Source organism: Sphingomonas sp. PAMC 26617 (assembly GCF_000242835.1).
In the GTDB taxonomy this organism is placed as follows: Bacteria; Pseudomonadota; Alphaproteobacteria; order Sphingomonadales; family Sphingomonadaceae; genus Sphingomonas.
On sequence record NZ_JH594425.1, the window covers coordinates 274,025 to 298,196 of the forward strand.

Genomic DNA, 24,172 nt, shown 5'->3' on the forward strand with positions numbered 1-24,172 from the left:
GGCGGCACGCGCCGCCCCCGTCCTGGGACGGGACAGCATTGTTGACAGGATGCTGCGCTGCACTGAAACACGTGAAACAGGGTTCACCAGGGGGAGGGCACCATCCAAAAGCGATCAGTACGCCAGCGCGAGATCGTGTCGCGGCTGCGCAGTGGCCGGACATTGTCGGTGCTTGGCCTCGCGGCCGAACTCGACGTCTCGGACGAGACGATCCGGCGCGAATTGCGCGCGCTCGAGGAGCAAGGCGTCGTCATTCGCGAACATGGCGGCGCGCGGCTTGCCGCGCTCGCGTTCGAGGGGCCGCTCAACCAGCGAATGGAGGAAAACGCGGATGCCAAACTGCGGATCGCGCGCGCGGCGGCGGACCGCATTTCCGATGGCGCGATCGTGTTCATCGACTCGGGCACGACCAGCTGCTTCATCGCGCGCCAACTCGTCGAACGGCGCGGGCTGACGGTCATCACCAATTCGCTCCAGGTCGCGGGCGATCTCGGCGCGATCAACGGCAACCGGCTGTTCCTCGCGGGCGGGCAGATGGATTATGACTATCGCGCCTTTTCGGATCATCAGGCGCAGGCGTTCGTGCGCGGCTTCACGCCGCATCTCGCGATCCTGTCGGTAGGCGGGATCAGCCTCGATCGTGGCTTGATGGATTTCCACCCCGGTGAAGCGGAAATGAGCCGGATCGCCTACGCCACCGCCAAGCAGGTGATGCTCGGGGTCGATTCCTCCAAATTCGGCCGCTACGCCTTGTTGCAGACCGCGCAATGCGCCGACGTCGACATCCTCGTCACCGACAAGCCGCTCGAGGAACCGTTCGCGCGCGCCTTCGCTCACGCCGAGGTGATGGTCGCCTGACGCGCCGCGCCGCGCTGGCGCAGCAGGATCGCGACCAGCGCCAGCGCGACGCTCATCCCCGCCATCCCGGCCTGCAGCAGCCAGAAACCGGAATCGCTGATCCTCCCGTAAGCGCTCCCGCTGATCCCGACCCACAGGCTCGCGAAAAAGCCGTGGAGATAGAAGACCCCCATCCAGAAGCCGACGAAACGCGGGGGTGCGTGCGCGGCGATCAGGCTGAGCCCGCTCGGCCACACCAGCACGACCGCCAGATCGACCAGCAGCAGATACAGCAGCGCCCAGCCGATCGACAGCAGCTCCGCCCCGGCATAGCGGCTCGCGAGCGCGAGCACGCCATAGCCTGCCGCGCAGGCGAGCCCTCCCGCCAGGATCATGTCCTGCGCCGCCGGCGTGCCCCCACGCCGCGCCGCCCGGCCCAGCGCCCCCTGCACCCCGACGATCAGCAGCAGCGTGAACACGCCGTCGAGCGACACAAACCAGGCGACCGGCATCGTCCAGCCGGCGACGTGCAGGTCGATCCGCGTACGCGCCCAGACCAGGAAGATGTCGCCGAGCTGTTCATACGCCGCCCAGCAGCAATAGACGCTGAGGATCGCCGCGACGAGGATCGCGATCCCGCGGAGCCCGGTACCTGCGCCGCGTCGCTCCGGTACTGACTGGTCCGGCGCGGCGACGTCCGCGGTCCGCCCCGCGGTGGCGGCATAGCCCAACGTCCCGATCGCAATCGCCGCCGCCGCCGCGCCGATCGCATAGGGCCAGCCAAGCCCCGTCGCGACCCCGCCGCACACCAGCGGCCCGCAGATGACGCCCGCATTGAGGAAGCCGAGATACACCGCATAGCCGCGTTGCCGCTCGGCTTCGTCGCGGAACAATCGCCCGACCTGTGCGGAGAGATTGCCCTTGAGCGTCCCCGTCGCGACCATGAACAACGCGAGCCCGGGCAGGAAGGTGGCGACCCCGATCATCAGCACCAGCCCCGCGAGCATCGTCGCGGCGGCGGCATAAATGACGAGCCGGCGGCTGGCGAACAGGTCGCCGATCAGGCCCCCGAGCGGGACAGCGAGATACAGCAAGGCGCCCGCATAGCCGTAGACCTGCGACGCCAGCCCGACGCTCGACAGCGGCCCGAACCAGCGTTCGAACATCCCGCGCAGGGTCGGTGCGCCGAGCGCGGGGGCCAGATCGTGCGCGAAGATCTGGTCCGCCAGGATGAGGACGAGCAGCGACTTGACCCCCGCCATCGCGAAGCGTTCCCAGAACTCCAGCATCGCCAGCGCCAGGAAGCGGCGGTCGCGGATCGGATGTCCCGTGTCGAACGAACCGCCCCGCGCCATGCTGCTCCTCCGGTCGCCGTAGCGGCGCGCTACGCACCCCAAGCACCAGGATTATGACAGTGGCGTGATCCGTCGGTCAGGCGACGTGCGGAAAGCGGGGCGCGGGTTCGCTGATGTCGGGCGCGCCGGTCTCGACATGACCCGCCAGCCGCTGCCGCGCGCCGTGGTCCGAGGTGACGAGCAGGTCGTACCAGTGATGCGGCCGTGCGACCGGGAACGGCAGCGCGCCCGTGCCGTTCGGGGCGATCGTCAGGTGCTGGACCGTGCCGGTATGCGCGCACCGGCAGGTAACGACCTGCGCGAGCGGCGAGCGGTTACGCACGGTCAGCCGCGCGGGAACGCCCTTTGCGGCCGGCGCGAGCGCCGTCTCGATCCGGCCGGCGCTGGATCCGCCGCGATATTCGCGGAAGAAGCCGTTGGCGCTGCGCACCACCAGCGCGAACCCGTCGTCGCGCGCGATCGGCCAGCTCTCCTCGAGCGTCGAATGTGCGGCAACGGTGAAATAGCGCCAGCCGGGAAAGCGGCGTTCGTCCTGCACGCCGAACACGACCCCGTCCGCGCCGCCATTGGCGAAACGCAGCGTCAGCCCGGTCTCGCTCCAGCGCGGTTCGATCGTGAAGCGATAGGGCAATGCGCGGGCCGGGCGCGTTCCCGGCTCCTGCGCAGGCACGCCGGTCGCCGTCGCGATCTTCGGCGGCGGCGCGGTGCGGCACAGTTGCTGCGTCTCGCGGACGTAATCGGCGACCGAGGGCAGGTCCGCCGCCCAGCTTACGTCCGTGCGCGCCGTGGGCGTCACGTCGAAGTCGAAGATCGAGGTCAGGTCGCCGCACACCGCCCGCCGCCACGGCGAGATATTCGTTTCCGCCACGCCGAACCGCTTCTCGAGGAAGCGGAGCACCGACGTATGGTCGAACAGTTGCGAATTGACCCAGCCGCCGCGCGTCCACGGCGAGATTACCGTCATCGGCACGCGCGGACCGAGCCCGACCGGTTCGCCCTGATAGGTCTCGCTGCGCACGTCGACGTTGCTCGCCCCATAGCGGCTGTCGATCGCGGGCATCGGCGCGGGGATGTGATCGAAGAAGCCGTCATTCTCGTCGTAATTCACGATCAGCACGGTCTTCGCCCACACCGCCGGGTTGGCGGCGAGCGCGGCGACGATGCTGCTGACGAGCACTTCGCCATACGGGACCGGCGCGTCGGGATGCTCGCTCATCTCCATCATCGGGACGATCCACGACACCGCCGGCAGGCGATCCGCCGCGACATCCGCGGTGAAGGCGGCAATCAGATGCTCCGCGCGGGTCTTCTCGGGGTCGGCGGGGGGCTTGCCGTCGATCCAGTCGACCATCGCGCGCCCGCGCCGATAGCGTGACGAGGTGCGGTCGAGATTGCGGAATTCCGTGAAATAGCCGAGCGGATTATCCGAATAATTGGCATATTCCTGATACACCCGCCACGACACCCCCGCCTCCTCCAGCCGCCCGGCATAGGTGCGCCACGGCAGCCCGGTGAACTTGGGATCGTCGCGCGCCATGTCCGCGCAGGGATTGTCGTCCGCGCCGCCGTTGGTGACGCAATAGACGCCCGCCTGCCCCACGCTCAGCCCGCTGGTGCCGGTAAAATGATACAGCCGGTTGGGCCCGGTCGGCCCCTGCAGCGAGCAATGATAGCCGTCGCAGATCGTAAAGGCGTCGGCGAGCGCGTGATAATATGGGATGTCCGCGCGCGTCAGATGCGCCATCGTCAGCGCGCCCTTCTGTTCCGCCCACACGTCCCAGTTGCGCCAGCGGTTCTGGCTGTCCTTCCAGCTATGATCGAGCCCGGTGAAGCAGCGCGCGTTGGTCGCGGTGTAATCGAGCCGGAACGGCCAGGCGGTCTGCCCGCCATCGCGGTCGGCGCGGCGCTGCGCCCATACCGGCTTGCCGCTCGGCAACGTCGCCGGGCGCGGATCGCCGAAGCCGCGCACCCCGCGAAGTGTGCCGAAGTAATGATCGAACGAGCGGTTCTCCTGCATCAGGATCACGACATGCTCGACGTCCGCGATCGAGCCTTGCGGCGCACGCAGGTCGCGCGCGGCGGCGGGAAGGCTTGCCACCCCCGCGAGACTGGACGCACCGTTGAGGAAGCTGCGCCGGTCGATCAACATTGCGGGACATACTCGACGAGGGAAAGGAGGGCTCACGCGCCTTTACTGGCCGACCCCGCTTAGCCGGGGTTTGTGGAGGTCTTGTGACAAATCCGGCATATTGAGGAAATTATGACGACATTGGTCGAAATGCCAACGGATCAGGGTCGACCTATCAGACATCTTACCGGGCTGGCGGCGACGGTCCGTGGGTATCGCCCCACGCCAGACCGCACCCGAAGCGGTCAATGTCCGGCGATGATCCGCTCCGCCTCGCGCGCGAGGCGTCCCAGCGCCATCAGATCGGGCGGCTCATCGCGTGGGACCGTATCGACCACGCACAACGCGCCAAGCGCATAACCCGCGCGATTGACCAGTGGAATCCCGGTATAGAAGCGGACGAAGGGATCCTCCGCGACCGAGGGAATATTGGCATAGCGTTCGTCGCGCGATGCATCGAGGATGACCAGTGGTTCGCCCGGTCGCAGGATCACCCGGCTGCAGATCGAGGCGGAGCGCGGGGTCTCCCTGGCGTCGATCCCGAGCCGCGCCGCCAGCCACTGCCGCTCGCGATCGATCAACGATACGCTGGCGATCGGGGTCGCGGCGATGGCCGCGGCACGTTCGACGATCCGTTGCAATTCGCCTTCGCGTTCGCTGGTGGTGTGCCGAATGCTGTCCACCGCAGCCTGGCGGTTCCGCTCGAGCGCCGGGGCCGGCCAGACGTCACCCTCGTTTACCACTCAACGCACTCCTTGCCTGACTGCCGCCCGAGACGCCTTGCTTGTCGTACAAGAAGACGGTCACCCGCCCTGTCGCTTCGCCCGTCCCGTCGTATTCCTGCCCTTACTCCCACCGGGCCGTCTTCCGGTCCGCAAGAAACGACGGCCGCCCGCGTCGCGCAACCGCCCCGTCAACATACGATCGAATCGACCTGCTGGATGAACGCCGCCATTCTTATCGTCTTGGTACAGAAGACATCCGCCCCGGCGGCGCGACACGATTGCTCGTCTTGCCGGCCACTCAGCACGGTCATCGCCAGAACGGGTATATGCTTCGTTAACGGACTGGCCTTCAACTGACGAATGATCTCGCGACCGTCGACATAGGGCAGACGGATGTCGGTGATGATCACGTCGGGCTGCTGCGCGACCGCCTCGACATAAGCGAAACGTTCGTCTGCGATGAGGACAGGACGATGCCCACCGGTTTCGAGCCACGCTGCGAACAGCTTGCGATGCAACATGTTGTCTTCGATCAGCATGACTGTCTTGGTCATCGTCGCCTTTCGGTCCGGCATGGTTAAGGCTGCGATAGGGACAGAATGACGACTTGTGCAAGCGTTTGCCGTTACGGCCTGATCTGGATCAGCCTGTCGCAACGTCGGTCGCGTCGGACCGTGACCGCCAACGCCGCCGCGTCGGGATATGGTCGTACCAGACCGTCCCCCTGCGGCTTCATGGCGGTTTGAACGGTGCGAGTTCCCGTTTCCGTTGCGCCTCGGGGCTGCTAGGGTTCACGCCTGTGAAGATGGACACGCCCCCCCGCCGCGGCCCCAGCCATGGCCCAAACCACGGCCCCAACCAGCGCCGTCGCTGATGCGCCCGCCGATCCCGTGGCACCGATCCGCGCGCCGCGGGGCAAGGGCCGGCGGTTGCGGGGCGCGATCGCGCACAAGCTTGGCGTGGCGATCCTGTCCGGCGAGTTCGCACCGGGCGAGACGCTGTCGAGCGAAGTCGTGTTCGCGGAATCGCTCGACGTCTCGCGCAGCGCCTATCGCGAGGGGATCCAGGTGCTGACCGCCAAGGGCCTGGTCGAAAGCCGCCCGAAGACCGGCACCCGCGTGCTCCCGCGCGACCGGTGGAACCTGCTCGATCCCGACGTTCTGGCCTGGGCCTTCGCGGGCGAACCCGATCCGCAACTCGTCCGCAGCCTGTTCGAATTGCGGCTGATCATCGAACCCGCCGCCGCCGGCATCGCTGCCACCTCGCGCGATCGCGCCGATCTCAAGCAGATGAAGGACGCGCTCGCCGCGATGCGCCGCCATTCGCTCGCGACCGAGCCAGGCCGCACCGCCGACCGCCAGTTCCACGATGCGATCCTCCGCGCGACGCGCAACGACGCGCTGGTCGTGCTGAGCGCGTCGATCGGCGCTGCGGTAAGCTGGACGACGCAGTTCAAGCAGCGGTCGCGCGCGCTGCCGCGCAACCCGATTCCCGATCATGTCCTGGTCTATGAGGCGATCGCCGCCGCCGATGCGACGGCGGCCAGCGCGGCGATGCGGCGGCTGGTCGAGCTCGCGCTCGAGGACACGCAGAGCGCGATGGCGGGCTAGCGTCCGCCGCCGTCAGCCGCCGCGTAGCAGCTTCATCACCGCGGCGCGGATCCGCCCGTAATTTCCGGCCCGCAGCGACCCGAGGATGCCGTGCTGCCCCTCGGGCAGATGCGCCAGCGGATGCCCGTCGGGGCGGAACACATAATGGTCGAAGAACGCCCGCCACGCCGCGCGTTCGGCGTCGGGGCGCTCGGCGATCGCGATCATCGCGAGCAGCATCGTCGTATAGGGCGCGTCCGGACCGCTCGCGAAAGCGTCCCACCAGTAATTGACCAGCAGGTTGAACGGCGCGGTCGCCTCGACCGAATGCCACCACAGCTTCGGCATATACAGCGCATCCCCCGCCGCCAGGTCGAACACCAGCGCGCGCGCGCGGGCGGCGGCGAAATCGGGGTAGCGGGGATCGTCCGGCGCGGCACCGGCGGCGAGGCTGACGGGCTGGCCCGCCATCGTGTGGTCGATCGGCCCGACATACAGGCTGGTGATCGCATCGGGCGGATACAGCGTGAAACGCCGCGTCCCCGCCACCACGCAGGCGAGGTTGTCGAACGTGTCATAATGGCAGGCAACCGAGGACGCGGTGCCGACCCAGATCCGCGGTCGCACCGTCGGCGGGAGGATCGGAAGACTGTTCTCGGCAGCGAAGCCGGGGAGATAGGCGTCGGTCGGCAACGAACCGAGATACATCGACGACGCGCCGGGCGTGGCAGCCGCGTCGGCAATCCGCGTCAGCGCCGCGCCGAACGGCATCGTCTCGCGGGTGAAATTGAACCCCGCCAGGTCCTTCCCATAATCATAGCGTCCGGCGATCGCGGGATCACCGATGAACGCTTCGGCGCTTCGCCCGGCATCGAAGCGCGCGAGATAGTCCAGCAAGGCAGCGCGCGATCCGTCGTGCGACCGGACAACCGGCCAGTCCGCGCACAGCCCGCGCAGCACGACCGGGCGGCCCGGCACCGCGACGTCACGAACGAAACGTTCGGGATCGGGCGACGCCGACTGTTCGACCCGGGCTTCGCCGTTCGCGGTCACCTCATGCGATCCGGTCGTTGCGCAGGCGCGCAAGCCGATGGACATGCTGGACCGAGAGGATCACCGCGTAGATCCGCGAGAGATCGCCGGTTCGGAACAGTTCGAGCACGGTCCGGTCGTCGAGGTCGGCGAGCGTATCCCGGCTGATCGTGTACAGACCCTCGACCGCAAGACGCTCGCCATCGTCGAAGTTGAACGAGAGGTCGATCGGCTCGACCAGCTTGAGCGCGAGCAGCCGCGCGAGGAACTGTTCGGTGTGCGGCACCCCCGCGTGAAGCTGCCCCAAGGCGCGCTGGATTCCGCGCAGGACCGGCGCGGGCGTGCCGTCGGCCTCGAACATCGGCTCGCCCATGCCGCTCGTGAAGCGCGGATGCGCGCGGTCGATCGCGATATTCTCATCCGAGACGTAAAAGCCTTCGCGCACGACGTCGAGCAACCGCCGCGCCTGATCGCGATCGGCCGAGTCAGCGACGAGGTTTTCGTCCGGTTTCAGTCCGAGCATTGCGCCGGCGTAAAACGCCCCGGTCTCCGCATTCTTGCAGAACAGGATCGGAAAATGCGCGGCGACCGAGTCGAATTCCCCAAGCACGATCTGGACGAAATGTCGGTCGCGCGACTCCGCGCGCGCCACCGACAAGGCATTGTGCGCATGGACATTCAGGATTTCCAACGCCGTCATCCGATCGCACTCCCCGCCGCTGCCCCGGATCACCGCCGGGTGCGCGCCGGGAATAGGCCTCCCGTGGCGGCTCCGCCAAGCCCAAGATTGCGATTTTCGTATTACACCGACAAATAGCTTGCATCACTTTTGTGGTAGCGATACCAAATAGGCCATCACGACGGTCACGCAAGGCCGCGTCGCAACGAGAACAAGAAACGTCCCGTCAAGGAGGGGATTACGATGCATTTGATCCAGCACACGGATTCCGCGCATGCGCTGCGCCAGCGCCGCAAGCGCCTGTTGATCGGCGCGACCAGCCTGGTTGCGCTATCGCTCGGCACCCCGGCATTTGCGCAAGTCAGCGCGCAGAACGCACAGACCGACCAGCCTGCCCCGGTCCAGCCCGCTGTCCCCGCCACGAGCCCGACGCTGTCCGCAAGCGAGGCAGGCACCCCGCAGGACGAGGCCACCGCGCCCGACGCCGCCAAGTCCAATACCGCCGCCACGCCCGGCGATACCGCCGGCGAGGACATCATCGTCACCGGCCTGCGCGGCTCGCTCCAGCGCAACCTCGACATCAAGCGCAACGCGACCGGCGTGGTCGACGCGATCTCCGCCGAAGACATCGGCAAGTTCCCGGATTCGAACGTCGCGGCGTCGCTCCAGCGCCTCCCCGGCGTGTCGATCCAGCGCGCGGGGACGCGCGGCGAAGCGACGGGGATCACCGTCCGCGGCTTCGGCGGCGATTTCAACACCACGCTGTACGACGGTCGGCGCATCTCGACCGGCACGGGTGGCCGCCAGATCGACTTCTCGACCGTCGGTTCCGATTTCATCGGCCAGTTGAGCGTGCTCAAGACCCCCGACGTGTCGCTGACCGCCAGCTCGATCGGCGCGACCGTCAACATCGAATTCCCCAAGCCGTTCGATCATCCCGGCTTCCGCCTCGCCGCAAGCGGCTCGGGCTCGATCCAGGATCGCTCGGGCAGTGTCGTCCCCACCGCCGGCCTGTTGTTGAGCGACACCTTCGCCAACGACACGTTGGGCGTGCTGGCCGACTTCATCTACACACGGCGCGATACCGATTCGAACCGCGTGTCGGTGCAGGGCTGGCCGGGCGGTTATTACGCTCCGTGCCAGTTGCAGGGTTCCACCAGCACCAACTGCGCGCCGACCAGCGACGCGACGAGCGCGGCCTATGCCGATCCGCGCAATCGGCAGAACGTCGCGGGCTTCTTCCCGCAGCAATATCTGATCAACAAGGAATCGACCAAGGACGAGCGGTATGACGGCCGCATCGCGCTGCAATGGCATCCCTCGGACGATCTGATGGTGACGATCGACGACAATTTCTCGCGCCAGACCGTTGTCACCGACGTCAACAACGTCGGCTTCTGGTTCAACCAGGGCGCGCTGCGCAACGTCGTGCTCGACCAGAACGGACAAGTCACCAATTTCACCCAGACCGGCACCCCGACCGACTTCGGCGCGCAGATCAACACCCAGGTGCTGCAGACCAACCAGATCGGCGGCAACGTCAAGTGGGACGTCGGCGAGCATTTCACGGTGGATGGCGATCTGTCCTATTCGAAGAGCTGGCTGAACCCCGAACGGGATACGATCGGCAGCCAGAGCGGCGACATCGGCTATGGCAACGCGCTTGGCGTCACCACCGGGCTGCAGATCCTCGGAAACAGCGACAAGGCGTTCCCCGTCCTGACGACGTACGGACCGAACGGCAGCGCGGCGAACTACGCCAACACCGGGCTGATCGGGTCGCATGTCGCGGTCAACCAGACGCAGAACAATACCGATGAGCTGAAGCAGGCCCGGCTGACCGCAACCTGGAAGCAGGACGACGTCACCCTGAAGGTCGGCGGGCAATATATCGAGGACCGGTTCAAGCTCTCCAACCAAAGCACGTTCACCAACAATTACTGGCAGGCGTATGCTGGCTACGGTGCGGCGTCAGGCAGCAAGACGGGCATCAACCCGCTGCCCGCCAGCCTGTACCAGGGCACGATCAGCCTCGCGAACTTCATCCCGGGGTATAAGGGCACGCTTCCGCCCTCGTTGCTGATGTACAGCCCGATCGCATTCCAGAACTTCCTGACGGGCCTCGGCAATCCGCAGACCCAGACGATCCCCGGCTTCAACGCTGGTGCCAATATTCCGTCGTTCACGGGCAATTTCGATCAGGCGGTCGATCCGGGCAGTGTGCAAGACGTCAAGGAAGCGACGTGGTCGCTCTACTTCAGCGCTGCGTTCAAGACCGAGATCGCCGGGATGCCGCTTAATTTCGCGGCGGGCGTGCGCAATGAGAACACGCATCTGACCTCGACCGGTCAGGGCCGTCTGCCGCTGGTCCTGACGACCAGCGCGGCCGACCCGACGCTGCTCTCGATCCCCAACTATTCCCCGCTTCAGGGGGTCACGACCAAGAGCAACTATTCGTATCTGCTGCCGTCGCTCGATGTTCGCCTGGGCGTCACCGACAAGCTGCAGGTCCGGTTCGACGCTTCGCGTACGCTGACCCGGCCGAGCCTCAACCTGCTGACGCCGGTGCTCAACGTCGGTAACGGTCAACGCGTCGGCGCGCTGACGGCGTCGGGGGGCAACCCCAACCTGAAGCCCTATCTCGCCGACAACTTCGACGTCGCGGCGGAATGGTACTACAAGCGCAACTCCTATCTGTCGGTCGACTTCTTCCTGAAGAACGTCAGCAACTTCATCGTCGGCGGCGTAACGCGGCAGCCGATCAACGGCGTGGTCGACCCGACCACCGGGCAGCTTGCCAGCTTTGCCGTCACGCAGCAGGTCAACGGGCCTGACGCGACGGTCCGCGGCGTTGAACTGGCGTGGCAGCAGGTCTTCGGCGACACCGGCTTCGGCTTCAATGCCAACGCCACCTTCGTCAACACCAACAAGCCGTACGATGCGACCAATCTCTCGCAGACCGGCTTCGCGGTGACGGGCCTGGCGAATTCGGCGAATTTCGTCGGCTTCTATGACAAGCACGGCTTCCAGTTCCGCGCCGCAGTCAACTGGCGCGACAAGTATCTGCTGCAGTTCGGGCAGGCGCAGAACACCGGCCAGTTCGGGTCCGAGCCGACCTTCGTCAATTCGAGCCTCCAGCTCGACCTGACGAGCAGCTACGACATCACCAAGCAGGTCAGCGTGTTCGGCGAAGTCCAGAACGTCAACAACAACCAGCAGAGCATGTCCGGTCGGTTCGCCAACCAATTGCTCGACGTCTATGATTATGGCCGCCGCTACGTGTTCGGCGTCCATTACCGCTTCTGATGTTCCTCCCCTGGGGGGTGCCGTATCGGCACCCCCCGTTTTTTGGTAATCGGGGTCCATGCAGACCGTCAGCAACATGGTTATCGTCGGCGGCGGAACAGCCGGCTGGCTGACCGCGGGGATCATCGCGGCGCGCCACCAGGGGCGGATGCCGGGTGGCTTCACGGTGACGCTCGTCGAATCCCCCAACACCCCGATCATCGGGGTCGGCGAAGGCACCTGGCCGACGCTGCGCTCGACGCTTTCGAAAATGGGCGTTTCGGAAAGCGACTTCTTTCGCGAATGCAACGCGTCGTTCAAGCAGGGTGCCCGCTTCGCCCGCTGGACGACCGGCGAGCCCGACGAGGGCTATTATCACCCGTTAATGCTGCCGCAGGGCTTTTCGCGGGTGAACCTGGCCGAGCACTGGATCGCGGACCCCAAGGGGCAGAGCTTTTGCGACATGGTGTCGCCGCAGGGCCAGCTATGCGACGATGGTCTTGCCCCCAAGACGATCGCGACACCCGAATATGAGGCGGTCGCGAATTACGCCTACCATCTCGACGCGGGCAAGTTCGCAGGCTTTCTCCAGCGGCATTGCTGCGAGAAGCTCGGCGTCCGCCACGTCCTCGCCGACGTCCGGCACGCGACCCAGGCCGAAAATGACGACATCCTGAGCGTTGTCACCGAGCAGGCGGGCGAAATTCCGGGCGACCTGTTCATCGACTGCACCGGTTTTGCCGCACTACTGATCGGCAAGACGCTCGGTGTCCCCTTCAAGAGCTGCGCCGACACCTTGTTTTGCGACACCGCGCTTGCGGTGCAATTGCCGCATGAGGACCCCGACGGACCGATCGCGTCGCACACGATCTCGACCGCGCAATCGTCGGGGTGGATCTGGGACATCGGCCTGCCGACGCGGCGCGGGGTCGGGCATGTCTTTTCGAGCAGCCATATCTCGGTCGACGCCGCCGAACAGGAACTGCGGGCCTATCTCGGCCCGGCGGGCAAGGATCTGCCGGTGCGCAAGCTCGCGATCCGCGCGGGGCACCGCGAGACCTTCTGGAAGAACAATTGCGTCGCGATCGGGCTGGCGGCGGGGTTCCTCGAACCGCTCGAGGCGTCTGCGATCGTGCTGATCGAACTCTCCGCCAAGCTGATCGCCGAGCAGATGCCGGTGTGCCGCGAAGTGATGGACATCCTCGCCGCGCGGTTCAATGCCACGACGCACTATCGCTGGGGACGGATCATCGATTTCCTCAAGCTGCATTATGTGCTGACCAAGCGCACCGACAGCGATTTCTGGCGCGACAACGTCCGACCCGAGACGATCCCCGACCGGTTGCAGGACCTGATGACGCTGTGGCGCTACCAGCCGCCGTGGTTCCTCGACGAATTCGACCGGATCGAGGAAGTCTTCCCCGCGGCGAGCTATCAATATGTCCTGTACGGCATGGGCTTCCATACGCAGGTCGCGCGCGATGCGATCGCCGGGGATACCCGGATCGCGGACCAGGCCCGGCGCGAGGCCGCCACCCAGACCGAGCGGATGCGCCACGGACTCCCGCGCCACCGCGATTTGATCCGCAAGATCGTCGAGCGCGGGCTGCCGACGATCTGACCCGTCCTTTGACCGACCAGAGGTACATCATGGCAACGACCGTCTCGCGCGCTGCGCGCACTTTTCTGCTGGTCGGGGCCGGCGTCGCCGCGATGGCTGCGCAAGCGCAGGACGCGCCCGCCGCGCCGCCCGCAGCGGTAACGCCGACGCGCGCGCAGGCGGATCGGATGGCGGCGGCGATCGTTGCGCGGATGACGACCGAGGAAAAACTGCCGCAATTGTTGAACGTCGCACCCGCAATCCCGCGGCTCAAGATCCCCGCCTATAACTGGTGGACCGAATCACTCCACGGCGCGCTGGGCGCGGTGCCGACGACCAACTTCCCCGAGCCGATCGGGCTTGCCGCGAGCTTCGACGCACCGCTCGTCCATGAGGTCGCGGGCGCGATCAGCACCGAGGTCCGCGCGCTGCACACGATGGGGCGCCAGACCGGCAAGCTCGGCCGGATCGGCACGGGGCTCGACACCTGGTCGCCCAACATCAACATCTTCCGCGATCCGCGCTGGGGCCGTGGGCAGGAAACCTATGGCGAGGATCCGTATCTCTCGGCGCACATGGGCGTGGCGTTCGTCACCGGCATGCAGGGCCCCAACCCCGATCTGCCCGACGTCATCGCCACGCCCAAGCATTTCGCGGTCCATAGCGGCCCGGAATCGACCCGGCACGGCGCCAACGTCTTCGTCTCGGCGCACGACCTGGAGGACACCTACCTCCCCGCCTTCCGCGCCGCGATCGTGGAAGGGCGCGCCGGATCGATCATGTGCGCGTACAACCGCATCGACGGCCAGCCCGCCTGCGCCAACGACCTGTTGCTCAAGGATCATCTACGCGGTGCCTGGGGGTTCACCGGCTATGTCGTGTCGGATTGCGACGCGGTGAAGGACATTGCGGACGGCCACAAATATGCGCCCGACCAGGCCACCGCGATCGCGGCGGCGATGAAGGCGGGCACCGACAACGAGTGCCACACGCAGACGATCGGCGACATGGGCGGCCTGCCCGAGCGGTTCGGCGATTCGTTGCGGCGCGGCCTGATCTCGCAGGACGACATCGACCGGTCGCTGGTGCGGCTGTTCTCGGCGCGGCTTCGCAACGGCGATCTGCCCGGCATCGCCGGCGCGCCCGCCGCGGTTCCGGTGCGCGCGATCCTGTCACCCGATCACATGGCGCTGGCGCTGCAGGCGACGGAAAAGAGCCTCGTGCTGCTCAAGAACGACGGCGTACTGCCGCTCCGCCCGGGTGCGCGGATCGCGGTGATCGGGCCGCTCGGCGATGCGACACGCGTGTTGCGCGGCAATTATTCGTCGACCCAGTCCGCGCCCCCCGTCTCGATCGTCGAGGGGCTCCGCCGCGCCGCCGGGGCGGGCGCAGTGACACTGGTGCCGTTCGGGGAATCGATCACCGATGGCGACCGCGTGCCGACCACCGCGCTGGTCGCGCCCGACGGCAAACCCGGGTTGCTCGCGCGCTACTTCAACCCGGTGACGCCGCCGCATCTGCCGTTCCCGCAGGGCACTGACCGCGCCGCGATCGCCGCGCTGACCTATCAGTCCCGCCCGGTCGTCTCGCAGCGCGAGGCGGACGTTGCGGCGCGCGGGCTGACCCTGCCCAGCGTCAACGACTATCACCGCACCGAATGGACGGGCTTCCTCGTCCCGCCCGAAACCGGCAGCTACCGGCTCGGTCTCGGCGGCAGCGGGCTGCTCGAGCTCGAGGGGAAGACCTTCCTCGACGTCGGTGCCGATCATCGTGGCCCATTGCCCACGCTCAAGACCGTGACGCTGCAGAAGGGCCAGCGCTACCCGCTGCGCGTCGTCTCCACCGCGCGCGGGTTCGGCAATACCGATCTGGTGTGGAAGCTGGTCTCGGCGCAGCCCGACGCGGCGCTCGCTGCAGCGGCCGCGCAGGCGGACGTGCTCGTTGCCGTGGTCGGCCTGACGTCCGACCTGGAAGCGGAAGAGACCGGCACCGACATCCCCGGCTTCCAGGGCGGCGACAAGACCTCGCTCGACCTGCCGGCGGAGCAGATGGCGATGCTCGAGCGCGCCAAGGCGACCGGCAAGCCGGTGATCGTCGTCGCGATGAACGGCAGCCCGATCAACCTGGCCTGGGCGAAGGACAATGCCGCCGCGATCGTCGAGGCCTGGTATCCCGGGCAATCGGGCGGGGTTGCGGTCGCGAACGTGCTGACGGGCAAGACCGACCCGGGCGGTCGCCTGCCGCTGACCTTCTACCGCAGCGTCGCCGACCTGCCGCCGTTCGACAATTACACGATGACCGGGCGGACCTATCGTTATTTCACCGGCAAGCCGGTCTATCCGTTCGGTCATGGGCTGAGCTATACCAGCTTCGCCTACACCCCGCTGGTGCTGAACCCGGCTTCGGGCGGCGCGGAACAGGGGCTCCGGGTCACGACCGACGTCAGCAACACCGTCAAGCGCGCGGGCGACGAAGTCGTCCAGCTCTACCTCTCCTTCCCCGATGTTCCCGGCGCGCCGCGGATCGCGCTGCGCGGGTATCAGCGGATCACGCTGGCGCCCGGGGAACGGCGGAGCGTGACCTTCGACCTGTCGCCTCGCGACTTGAGCGCGGTGCGCGCAAATGGCGTGCGCGAGGTGATGCAGGGGCAGTATCGCGTCAGCGTCGGCGCGGGCCAGCCCGATACCGATGTTCCGGTGCGGTCGGCAAGCTTCCGGACAGGCAAGGCGGTGCCGTTGCCGCTATAACCCCTGCACCTCCGCAATCACGGGACCGCGACCTCGATCGCATCGGGGGCGACACGCGCGGTCACCGGGGTGCAGGCGAGCACTTCGCCATCGACCGAAATGCGCAGCGGCGGTTTGGTCGTGATGCGGAAGCTTTGGCCGTGGAAGTCGCGGCTGCAGGCGTCCTTGTCGCGGAGCTTGAAGAACTTCGCGTACCAGTCGCGCGCAAGGACGAGCTTGCTTTGCCCGACGACCGCCTGGAGCAGCAATTCGTTCGACGCGACATCGGCATCGTCCGACAGCGCGACCCCGCCGTGGTGCCAGCCGTTGAGGATCCGCAGTTCGGTCGCCCACATCGTCTGCTTGCGCGTCCCGTCGTCGAGCTCGAGCCGGAAGGCACGGAACGGGACCGAACATTTGATCGCCCACAGCAAATAACCGACGCGCCCGGCGTAGCGCTTGAGCGTGTGCGGGACGGTCTCGCCGATCATGGTCGACAGGCCGATCGACGCGCCGTTAACGAAATAGGTGTCGTCGATCATCCCGACGTCGACCCGCCGCCGCCGGCCGTTCGCGATCACGTCGATCGCGCCGTCGAGGTCGAGCGGAAGCCCGAGCGAGCGGGCGAAGCTGTTGGCGGTGCCAAGCGGGAGCACCGCGAACACGCAGTCCTTCCCCACCAGCTGTCCGACCACGCCCGACAACGACCCGTCGCCACCGCCGACGATCACCATCGGCACGCCGCTTGCGACCGCCGCGCGCATCGTTTCGTCCATGTCGCCGGGATCTTTCACCGCATGCGCCGCGCGGAGCGAGACCCCCGCGGCCTTGAGCTTTTCGCACGCGGTCTCGAACAGGTCCTGCCCCTTTCGCGACGCGGCATTGACGATCAGCGCGGCTTCGCGCGGGAGGGGCGTTGTTTCCATTTCGCAACAACTCGCCAGAGGGAGAGTGGCTCCGGCCCTTCCATCACCATCGCCTCCACCCCCGCACGCGCGCCGACCGAAAGCTCCGCAGCCAGCCATGGTCGAAGCCAGCAAAATCACACACTTGCGGGTCTTGAACCGCCGCGCCCCGCCCCCACATGAGGGTTACTGTCAACAACTGAAAGGAGGTGGTCGAATGTCTCATTGTCAAATGCCGCTCGCGGCACGTTTCACGGGTCTGGCCTCCAACATCGAGGTCGCGCTCGGCTGAGCCGCCGCTTCAGGCACGACAATGGAAAGGCCGTCCCGCAAGGGGCGGCCTTTCGCATTTGCGGCGTTTGTGCGGCTGGGGCGTTGAACGACGATGCTGGTATTCCTCGATTTCGAAGCCTCGTCGCTCGCCAAGAAAAGCTACCCGATCGAAGTCGCCTGGGTGTTCGAGGACGGTCGGTCCGAAAGCCATCTGATCAGGCCCGCGCCCGAGTGGACCGACTGGGACGATGCCGCCGAGGCGATCCACCACATCCCGCGTGCGACGTTGATTGCGGAAGGCACGTCGCATGACGTGGTGGCCGCACGGATGCTGCAGGAACTTGCGGGCCACGACCTGCGGGCGACCGCGCCGTCGTGGGACGGCAAATGGTTGAGCGCGCTGCTGCGCGCGGCCGGGATCGATCGGCATAGCCTGCGACTGCGCGACAGCGACGACGCCCGCAGCGAAAGCGTCGCCGCAATCTTGGCACCTGTGGTGCCGGCAAGCGACCTCGCGAACGCGGTCGCTGATCTCGTCGCGCTCGAAGATCTGCGCGCGAAAGACGGGCTCCCGGCGCATCGCGCGTTGCCCGACGCGGTCGAGGATCAACAGCGGTGGCGGGCAGCGTGCGCAGCGGCGGAACGGTTCGTGAGGGAACGCAGCCCGTGACGGACGCAGCGACTCGTCTTGCGGGCGGGCATCCGGTCACGCCGGACGGACGGTATTTCGTGGTGCGCGGTCGACTGTGGAGGCTGGCCAATCCGGCGCTCGCCGACGATAAACGGGCGGCGCTGGTAAAGGACCTGATGACCGCGCGTCGTGCGGTCGGGGTGGCGAAGCGGTCCGGTGATCCCGACGCCGAAGCCATCGCCCACGCCGATGTCGATGCGGCGAAACACGCGCTCGGCGAACGGGGCCCCGTCTGGTGGACGGACGGGGCCCCCGATCTGAACCGGCACATGGCGCGCAACACGCCCTATGCCGACTGGTTCGAGCGCCTCGCCCCTTTCACCTGACGGCGTTTATTCGCCGCCTTGCACCGACAGGTCGTCGACCGAGACATCGTCCATGTCGTCCTGCTCGACATCGACCTGCGGGCTACCGGCGGCATCGTCCATCGGCGGCTGCTCGGGGGGAATGATCTGCTCGACCGCGGTATCGGCGGGATCGGTCTCGGGAAGCGAGTCGGGCTGGGATTCGGTCTGACTGCGATCATCGGTCATCATGCTCTCCTTGTCCTGCCTGAACGCGCGAACCCGCATTCCGAGCCACGCCGCGCCGGCGTCACAGCATGCCGTCACGCCCCGCGGTCTGCGCGTCGGCTTGCGCGACATAGCGGACGATCCACTTGGGATAGCCCTCCGGGGCCATGACGATATCCGGGAGCGCGACCGGATCGGTCCCGGTCTCGACCCAGCCCGCACCGTGACATTCGTCGCAGATTGCGCGGACGCAGCGGAAGCTCACCAGGTCGATCTGGCTGTTCCATTGCCCGAACCCATGACAGATCGGGCATTTCGCATCGAGCGCGCCGTTGCGCGGCTGGAGCGGGACATTCTCGAACGCATAGGGGCTGTCCGGCCCCGCGCACTCGACGATATTGCTGGCATGGGCCATCGGGTTCCTCGCAATCGGTCGGTTCAACGCAGCTTGCGGCCAGGCGATCCGCGCTTTCAGCCGCGGCAGACACCGGCAACATGAGTCGCCTGCTGGTCAAGCCGGATCCGCATTGCGCCCTTGGGGGTCATCCCCTGCATCTGCGCCTGCCCGGCGAACCCGCTCGCCTGATAGGTCCCCTCACGAACGATCTTGAGCGGCGGCCCCTTCTTCTGCGGACAGCTCAGCGTCTGCACATACCGCCCGCCCGCGACCTGAAGACCGTCGACACGGCATTGCGCCTTGGGGTCGGGCGCAAGCACCGCCGCGATCCCCGTCTTCGCCTGATCGGGCGTCAGGCATTTCTCCTCGGTCTTGGATCGCCCCTTCGCCATCCGCAGCAGGAATTTGGGCGCGCCGGGAATGTCGAGATCGACCGCCGTCGATTTCACGGCCCAGCGCCCGGGGGCGACCGATTGCGCCGGAAGCGCCCCCGGAGAGACGAGGAACGGCAACGCAAGCACCGGCAGAATCACACTTTTCATCATGCCGGCAAAGTGGCCGGTGGCCGGTCCGGGCGCAAGCCATGTGCACCCGGAAGCCGCTGACACCTCCAGAATTTCACGCTTGCCGAACGCGTTACGCCATCATCGCAAAAGCTTTTGAATATTTGACCGTTTTGCATAGTCCGACTATTGCGCGATGGTAGCGCTAACGTTAGTCTCCCCCGAAAGAACGATAGGCTTGGGAGAGCGATCATGGTTCATGCGGTGCGCAGCAAGGCGTCAGGCGAATTCGCCACGTCCATTCGCAAGGGTTTCGTCAGATACGGGCTGCTTGCGGCGGTCGCTTTCGCGACACCGGTGCAGGCGCAGAGCGACAAGATGAACGCGATCGCCACTCCGGCGCAGCCCACCGCGATCCCGCTCGGGACCGGTACGCTCCCCGACGCAAAGGCCCCGGAAGCGTGGCACAGCCAATATGGCAGCGTGTTCGCGCGCAACGTCGTCGTCGCGACGCTGACCCCTTTCCTCCCCGATCCGGCGAAGGCCACCGGCGCGGCGGTGGTGGTCGCCCCCGGCGGTGGGTTCCAGACACTGTCGATGGAGAATGAGGGCTGGGACGTCGCAAAGGCGCTCGCCGCCCGAGGCGTCGCCGCATTCGTGCTGAAATACCGGCTCAACCAGACCCCGCAGGATCTCGCCGCGTTCGCGCAATCGTCCGGCCCGCCCGCAACCGGCGCGGGTCCGCGGCCACCGCGCCCTACGCCTGAGGAAATGATGGCGCACCTCGCGCCGCAGCTGGCCGATTCCCGCGCCGCCTTCGCGCTGATCCGCAAGCGCGCGGGCGAATGGCATGTCGATCCGGACCGGATCGGGATGGTCGGCTTCTCGGCGGGCGCGATGCTGACGATGGCGACCGCGCTTTCTGGAAGCGATGCGAAGCCTGCGTTCCTCGGTGATATCTACGGCCCGCTCGCGCCGGTGACGGTCCCCGCGAACGCGCCGCCGCTGTTCATCGCGCTGGCGGCGGACGATCCGTTGTTCGGCAATGCGGGATACGGGCTGATCGATTCCTGGCGGACCGCCAAGCGCCCGGTCGAATTTCATCTGTTCGAACAGGGCGGGCACGGCTTCGGCATGTATCCCAAGACGACCACCAGCACCGGCTGGTTCGACTCGTTCGCGCGCTGGCTCGCGATGCACGGCTATCTCAAGCGCGCCGGCTGATTGCCGTCTCTACCCCGCCGTCATGCTGAACTTGTTTCAGCATCCACTTCTCCGCTTGCGCCCCCTGAGGCCGTTTCGCGGTGGACCCTGAAACAAGTTCAGGGTGACGGTGGCGTTCGTTGATCTCCGATTACCGCGACAGGGCGGGTGCCAGCGCCTGATCGCCCCACTGCGCCCATCCAAGTACAGACGCAAGGAAGTGCCCATGTTGAAGCGAGTTAGTGTCGCGTTGCTTGCCTCTGTCGCCGTGATCGCCGGTCCGGCCGCCGTGTCCGCCCAGTCGAAGGACCGCGGCCTCGTCGTCACCCCGGCCGAAACGCTGGAGACGCAGGGCCTGACGGTCATCGTCGACCAGAACAAGTTCAGCCCGATCTTCTTCGACGAGAAGAACGCCGGGATCCAGATCGTCCTCCACGGCGACCGGATCGCGACCGACGGGGCGGTCCGGCTCGACAAGACGCCCGAGCAATGGGCGCAGGTCCCCGCGTTCATCAGCCGGACGCGTGGGACCGAGCCCAACCAGCTCGTCGTGCGATCCGACTACAAGACGGTCAACCTCGCCTATAGCGTCAAGGTCACCGCCGAGAGCGGCGGCTTCCGGATCGCGGTCGACCTCGACCAGCCACTTCCTGCGAACCTTGCGGGCAAGGCGGGCTTCAACCTCGATTTCCTCCCCACCGCCTATTTCGGCAAGACTTATCTGATGGACGCCGCGCCGGGCCTGTTCCCACGGCATCCTACCGGGCCGATGGCGAAGGACGGATCGGGCGATCCGCTCCCGCTCGCGTCGGGCGGCAAGGCGATCACGCTTTCGCCCGAGGATGCGATGACGCGCGTGAGCATCACCTCGGACACTGCGCCGATCGCGCTCTACGACGCGCGCAACCGCGCGCAGAACGGATGGTTCGTGGTCCGCTCGGAGATCCCGGCCGGCGCGAAGGAGAATGCGATCGTCTGGCATGTCCGCCCCAACGTCATCAAGGACTGGGTCCGCGCGCCGGTCGTGTCGTTCAACCAGGCGGGCTATACGCCGGGGCGCCGCAAGGTCGCGCTGATCGAGCTCGACCCGAACTTCAAGGCACCCGCCGACGCGACCCTCGTCCGCCTCGCCGCCGATGGTAGCCAGCAACCGGTACTGCGCGCGAAGACCCAGCCGCGCGGACGCTGGACGCGCTACGACTATGCCGCGTTCGATTTCTCGAGCGTGCGCGAACCCGGCGTCTACGCGATTGCCTATGCGGGGCAGACCACCAACCCGTTCCGGATCGCGAGCGACGCGTACAGCCGAATCTGGCAGACCTCGCTCGACACTTTCATGGCTGAGCAGATGGACCACGTCGGCATCCGCGAGCAATATCGCGTCTGGTCGGCTCCGTCGCATCTCGACGATGCGCGCCAGGCGCCCGCCAACCACGTGCATTTCGACGGCTACAAGATGGGGGCGAAGCTCGATTCCCCGTTCAAGGCGGGCGAGCATATCCCCGGCCTCGCGGTCGGCGGGTGGCAGGATGCGGGCGACTACGACATCCAGACCCCCGAGAACGCCTCGGTCGTGCGCGATCTGGTGTGGGCGCGTGAGCTGTTCGGGCTCGACTGGGACGAGACGAGCATCGACGAATCCGCGCGCGCGGTCGAGATCCGCAAGCCCGACGGGGTCGAGGATGCGGTCCAGCAGATCCGCCACGGCACGCTCCAGCTGCTCGCGCAATATAAGGTGTTCGGCCATGCGATCGTCGGGATCGTCGATCCGGCGCTGCGGCAATATGCGCACCTCGGGGATTCGGGCTCGCAGACCGACGGGCTGCTCTACGATCCCAAGCTCAAGCCGACAGAACGCAAGGGCGGCGCGTCCGGCGCGCAGGATGACCGCTGGGCGTTCACGACCGATTACCCCGCGAACAACCTGACGGTGGCAGGCGCACTGGCGGGATCGAGCCGCGCATTGCGCGCGAGCGACCCGGCGATGGCGGCGGAAGCGCTCGCGGCGGCCAAGGCGCTGTGGAGCAAGCAACAGGGCGTCACCGCAGGCGGCGACGGGCGCGATGACTCGTCGTCGCCGCGTTCGGCCGAGAATGCGAATGTCGTCGCGACGGTCGAGCTGTTGCTCACCACCAACGGTGACAAGGTCTACGCCGATCGCCTGCGCGCGCTGATGCCGGTCATCCAGCGGCACTTCGAGTGGGTCGGCAGCGCCGCGGTCCGCGCGATCCCTTTGATGGACGCGTCCTATCGCGCGCAACTCGTCCCGCTGGTGCAGGCGACCAAGGCGAAGGTCGCCCGCGACATGGCAAAGAACCCGTTCGGTGTGCCGATCGCCGACGGCTCGTGGGCCGGGTCAAACCAAGTCGTCAGCTTCGGGACGACGATGTACCTGATGCACAAGGCGTTCCCCGAGCTGATCGGGACCGGTTATACGCTCGATGCGATCGACTATGTGCTCGGGCGGCATCCGGCGAACAACCTGTCGCTCGTCTCGACCGTCGGCACCGCGTCCAAGCTGATTGGCTATGGGCACAACCGCGCGGACTACAGCTTCATCCCGGGCGGGATGGTGCCGGGCGTGCTGATCATCAAACCCGATTTCCCCGAGGCGAAGGTCGACTGGCCGTTCCTGTGGTTCGAGAACGAATACACCGTCAGCACGACCTCGGCCTACATCCTCGCCGCGCGCGCCGCGATGGCGACCGCGGCGGAGACGCCGTAACGGGTGGGGGGAGGCTGCCCCTTCCCCGTCACGTTCCCGTTCCCTTCCCGTTCGTTTCGAGCGTAGTCGAGAAACCCGGCACAGCGCAGGTTTCTCGACTTCGCTCGAAACGAACGGGGGGTGCGGGTTCACTTTCAGCGGTGTGGGCGTACTCAGAACGCCGGGAGCACCGCGCCCTTGTAATGGTCAGTGATGAAGGCGCGGGTCGCTGGGCTGCGCAACGCCGCGATCAGCTTGACGACACGGGGGTCCTTCTCGCCCCCGGCGCGGCCGACGAGGAAATTGACGTAGGGCGACTTGGCGTCCTCGATCACCAGCGCGTCGCGCACCGGGTTGAGCTTCGCGTCGAGCGCGTAATTGGTGTTGATCATCGCGAGATCGACCTGATCGAGCACGCGCGGCAGCGTCGCCGCCTCGAGCTCCTTGAACTGCAGTTTCTTCGGGTTGCTCGCGATATCGGCGAGCGCCGCGAGCGGGTCGGTCGGGTTCTTGAGCCGGATCAGCCCGGCCTTCTGGAGGAGCAGCAACGCCCGCCCGCCGTTGCTCGGCTCGTTCGGGATGGCGACGGTCGCGCCGGTGGGAAGCGCGGCGATCGTCTTGTACTTGCGCGAATAGCCGCCGAGTGGTTCGACGTGAACTCCGGCGTACGTCACGAGATGCGTCCCGCGCGCGGCGTTGAACGTGTCGAGGTACGGCTTGGTCTCGAAGTAGTTCACGTCGATCTGCTTCTGGTCGACCTGCAGGTTTGGCTGCACATAATCGTTGAAGACGCGGATCTGGAGATCGACGCCTTGCTTGGCGAGCGCCGGTTTGACCGATTCGAGGATCTCGGCGTGCGGCACCGCGGTCGCGGCGACGGTCAGCGTGGTGCCGTCGGTCTTCGAGCCTCCGGGCGAGCAGGCGGCGATGGCGAGGATCGGCAGGGCTGCGAGCAGCAGGCGGCGGTTCATGCAGGGTTCCTTGACTTGGATTTGCGGTGCCCCCTGACCGTTCGTTTCGAGCGTAGT

Annotated in this window: 20 protein-coding genes; 9 read left to right on the top strand and 11 right to left on the bottom strand. The window is 66.8% G+C overall.

The features are described 5' to 3' along the window. Positions 1-102: 102 nt before the first annotated feature. A complete protein-coding gene (locus RH91_RS01160) occupies positions 103-858 on the top strand; it encodes a DeoR/GlpR family DNA-binding transcription regulator (RefSeq protein ID WP_026046745.1) in 756 nt (251 codons plus the stop codon). Here RH91_RS01160 and RH91_RS01165 read toward each other — a convergent pair. The 4 genes from RH91_RS01165 to RH91_RS01180 form a co-directional block, all read right to left on the bottom strand. Next, the gene (locus RH91_RS01165; RefSeq protein ID WP_010160643.1) at positions 834-2,192 is read right to left on the bottom strand and encodes a POT-type proton-dependent oligopeptide transporter; all 1,359 of its coding nucleotides are present in this window, start codon (positions 2,190-2,192) and stop codon (positions 834-836) included. The genes RH91_RS01160 and RH91_RS01165 overlap by 25 nt on opposite strands. Before the next feature lie 76 nt (positions 2,193-2,268). Beyond that, entirely contained in the window at positions 2,269-4,341 is a 2,073-nt protein-coding gene (locus RH91_RS01170; protein ID WP_010160644.1) for a phosphocholine-specific phospholipase C, read from the bottom strand. Positions 4,342-4,565: 224 nt separating this feature from the next. Next, positions 4,566-5,063 (bottom strand): GAF domain-containing protein, encoded by a 498-nt coding sequence (locus tag RH91_RS01175; protein WP_010160645.1) that lies wholly within the window; start codon positions 5,061-5,063, stop codon positions 4,566-4,568. Between the two features lie 170 nt (positions 5,064-5,233). Continuing rightward, on the bottom strand, positions 5,234-5,584 hold the full coding sequence (locus tag RH91_RS01180) for a response regulator (protein ID WP_232283366.1): 351 nt from the start codon (positions 5,582-5,584) through the stop codon (positions 5,234-5,236). 297 nt (positions 5,585-5,881) lie between these two features. Between RH91_RS01180 and RH91_RS01185 the strand changes: the two genes are divergently transcribed. After that, on the top strand, positions 5,882-6,655 hold the full coding sequence (locus RH91_RS01185) for a FadR/GntR family transcriptional regulator (protein ID WP_029623503.1): 774 nt from the start codon (positions 5,882-5,884) through the stop codon (positions 6,653-6,655). Positions 6,656-6,667: 12 nt separating this feature from the next. Here the strand turns inward: RH91_RS01185 and RH91_RS01190 are convergent, their stop codons facing one another. Both RH91_RS01190 and RH91_RS01195 read right to left on the bottom strand, forming a co-directional pair. Then, positions 6,668-7,732, bottom strand: a complete 1,065-nt coding sequence (locus tag RH91_RS01190) for a cupin-like domain-containing protein (RefSeq protein ID WP_010160648.1) — start codon at positions 7,730-7,732, stop codon at positions 6,668-6,670. Continuing rightward, entirely contained in the window at positions 7,689-8,366 is a 678-nt protein-coding gene (locus RH91_RS01195) for a SapC family protein (RefSeq protein ID WP_010160649.1), read from the bottom strand. Before RH91_RS01195 ends, RH91_RS01190 begins: the two co-directional genes overlap by 44 nt. A gap of 222 nt (positions 8,367-8,588) precedes the next feature. Here RH91_RS01195 and RH91_RS01200 point away from each other — a divergent pair, with 222 nt between their 5' ends. From RH91_RS01200 to RH91_RS01210, 3 genes are read left to right on the top strand one after another with little or no spacing between them, the layout of a single operon-like run. Further along, positions 8,589-11,651, top strand: a complete 3,063-nt coding sequence (locus RH91_RS01200) for a TonB-dependent receptor (protein ID WP_051116659.1) — start codon at positions 8,589-8,591, stop codon at positions 11,649-11,651. 58 nt (positions 11,652-11,709) lie between these two features. Then, positions 11,710-13,251 (top strand): tryptophan halogenase family protein, encoded by a 1,542-nt coding sequence (locus RH91_RS01205; RefSeq protein WP_010160651.1) that lies wholly within the window; start codon positions 11,710-11,712, stop codon positions 13,249-13,251. Between the two features lie 29 nt (positions 13,252-13,280). After that, positions 13,281-15,977 carry a glycoside hydrolase family 3 C-terminal domain-containing protein gene (locus RH91_RS01210; RefSeq protein WP_010160652.1) on the top strand — a complete coding sequence of 899 codons (2,697 nt, stop codon included), beginning with the start codon at positions 13,281-13,283 and terminating at the stop codon, positions 15,975-15,977. A 17-nt stretch (positions 15,978-15,994) separates the two neighbouring features. Here RH91_RS01210 and RH91_RS01215 read toward each other — a convergent pair whose 3' ends face one another. Beyond that, positions 15,995-16,882, bottom strand: a complete 888-nt coding sequence (locus tag RH91_RS01215; RefSeq protein ID WP_010160654.1) for a diacylglycerol/lipid kinase family protein — start codon at positions 16,880-16,882, stop codon at positions 15,995-15,997. 364 nt (positions 16,883-17,246) lie between these two features. Here RH91_RS01215 and RH91_RS01220 point away from each other — a divergent pair, with 364 nt between their 5' ends. Both RH91_RS01220 and RH91_RS01225 read left to right on the top strand, forming a co-directional pair. Continuing rightward, a complete protein-coding gene (locus RH91_RS01220) occupies positions 17,247-17,804 on the top strand; it encodes a transcriptional regulator (protein ID WP_010160655.1) in 558 nt (185 codons plus the stop codon). Further along, the gene (locus RH91_RS01225) at positions 17,801-18,151 is read left to right on the top strand and encodes a hypothetical protein (protein ID WP_010160656.1); all 351 of its coding nucleotides are present in this window, start codon (positions 17,801-17,803) and stop codon (positions 18,149-18,151) included. The genes RH91_RS01220 and RH91_RS01225 overlap by 4 nt, the downstream gene beginning before the upstream one ends. A 6-nt stretch (positions 18,152-18,157) precedes the next feature. Here the strand turns inward: RH91_RS01225 and RH91_RS01230 are convergent, their stop codons facing one another. The 3 genes from RH91_RS01230 to RH91_RS01240 form a co-directional block, all read right to left on the bottom strand. Beyond that, positions 18,158-18,358 carry a hypothetical protein gene (locus tag RH91_RS01230; protein WP_232283367.1) on the bottom strand — a complete coding sequence of 67 codons (201 nt, stop codon included), beginning with the start codon at positions 18,356-18,358 and terminating at the stop codon, positions 18,158-18,160. Between the two features lie 61 nt (positions 18,359-18,419). Continuing rightward, entirely contained in the window at positions 18,420-18,752 is a 333-nt protein-coding gene (locus RH91_RS01235) for a hypothetical protein (protein ID WP_010160658.1), read from the bottom strand. A gap of 56 nt (positions 18,753-18,808) precedes the next feature. Further along, positions 18,809-19,279, bottom strand: coding sequence for a DUF3617 domain-containing protein (locus tag RH91_RS01240; protein WP_010160659.1), 471 nt, complete (start codon positions 19,277-19,279; stop codon positions 18,809-18,811). A 210-nt stretch (positions 19,280-19,489) separates the two neighbouring features. Between RH91_RS01240 and RH91_RS01245 the strand changes: the two genes are divergently transcribed. Both RH91_RS01245 and RH91_RS01250 read left to right on the top strand, forming a co-directional pair. After that, positions 19,490-20,461 (top strand): alpha/beta hydrolase, encoded by a 972-nt coding sequence (locus RH91_RS01245; protein ID WP_010160660.1) that lies wholly within the window; start codon positions 19,490-19,492, stop codon positions 20,459-20,461. A 205-nt stretch (positions 20,462-20,666) separates the two neighbouring features. Continuing rightward, complete coding sequence (locus RH91_RS01250) at positions 20,667-23,165, top strand: glycoside hydrolase family 9 protein (protein WP_037478429.1); 2,499 nt, start codon at positions 20,667-20,669, stop codon at positions 23,163-23,165. Positions 23,166-23,317: 152 nt separating this feature from the next. Here the strand turns inward: RH91_RS01250 and RH91_RS01255 are convergent, their stop codons facing one another. Next, complete coding sequence (locus tag RH91_RS01255) at positions 23,318-24,115, bottom strand: MetQ/NlpA family ABC transporter substrate-binding protein (protein WP_029623506.1); 798 nt, start codon at positions 24,113-24,115, stop codon at positions 23,318-23,320. Between the last annotated feature and the right edge of the window lie 57 nt (positions 24,116-24,172).